An 868-nucleotide genomic window follows, 5' to 3' on the forward strand; every position below is an offset into this window, starting at 1 on the left:
ATAAACTACACCATCACCAACTATGCTGATCATCATCCTGAGAACATCAGTCATGACCGTATCAACCGTTATATTAAAGGTGACAAGCTCAAACCTCGTCTAGTATGGGAACAAGTTAAACAAGACATTGTCGCCGATGCTGAGGGTTACTTGCTCTTTGATGACACCGTATTAGACAAAGATCACAGTCATAAGATAGAACTGGTCAACCGCCAATATAGTGGCAATGCTAAACGATTAATTAAAGGCATTGGTCTTGTAAACTGCATCTACGTTAACCCGCATACCCAGCAGTATTGGGTTATTGACTACCGTATTTACGACAAAGCCATCGATGGTAAAACCAAGCTTGATCATTTAGAAGATATGTTACGACACACGATCGAGTACAAGCAATTGGTATTTAAAACGGTGCTCATGGACAGCTGGTATGCCACTAAAGATATCATGCTGACCATTGATGGTTTAGGTAAAATCTTTTACTGTCCGCTTAAGAGCAACCGTTTGGTTGATGATTCTAAGGGGCAACGCGCTTATACCTCAGTCAGTGCTTTACAATGGACTGAGGCCGAACAAGATAATGGCAAATTAATTAAGATCAATAAATTTCCTAAACACTATAAAGTGCAACTGTTTCGGGTTGTGGTGAGTACTCACCGCACGGATTGGGTCGTAACCAACGACACCACTCAAACAAATCGTGATGACGTACAACAGGTGTGCGCCATACGCTGGAAAATTGAGCAGTTTCATCGTGAGATTAAGCAATTAACAGGTATAGAGTCTAATCAGTGTCGAAAAGCACGTATTCAGCGCAATCATATTTGCTGTTCTATATTAGTTTGGATAAGTTTGACCCGTATTGCTA

At 40.9% G+C, this 868-nt stretch carries 1 protein-coding gene; it reads left to right on the plus strand.

What is annotated here, in order from left to right; genetic code table 11:
• Positions 1 to 868, plus strand: an 868-nt coding sequence (locus E2R51_RS20555) for an IS701 family transposase (protein ID WP_205703367.1), incomplete at both ends; no start/stop codon positions are given.

The organism is Jeotgalibacillus sp. S-D1, from assembly GCF_004358665.1.
GTDB lineage: Bacteria > Bacillota > Bacilli > Bacillales > Jeotgalibacillaceae > Jeotgalibacillus.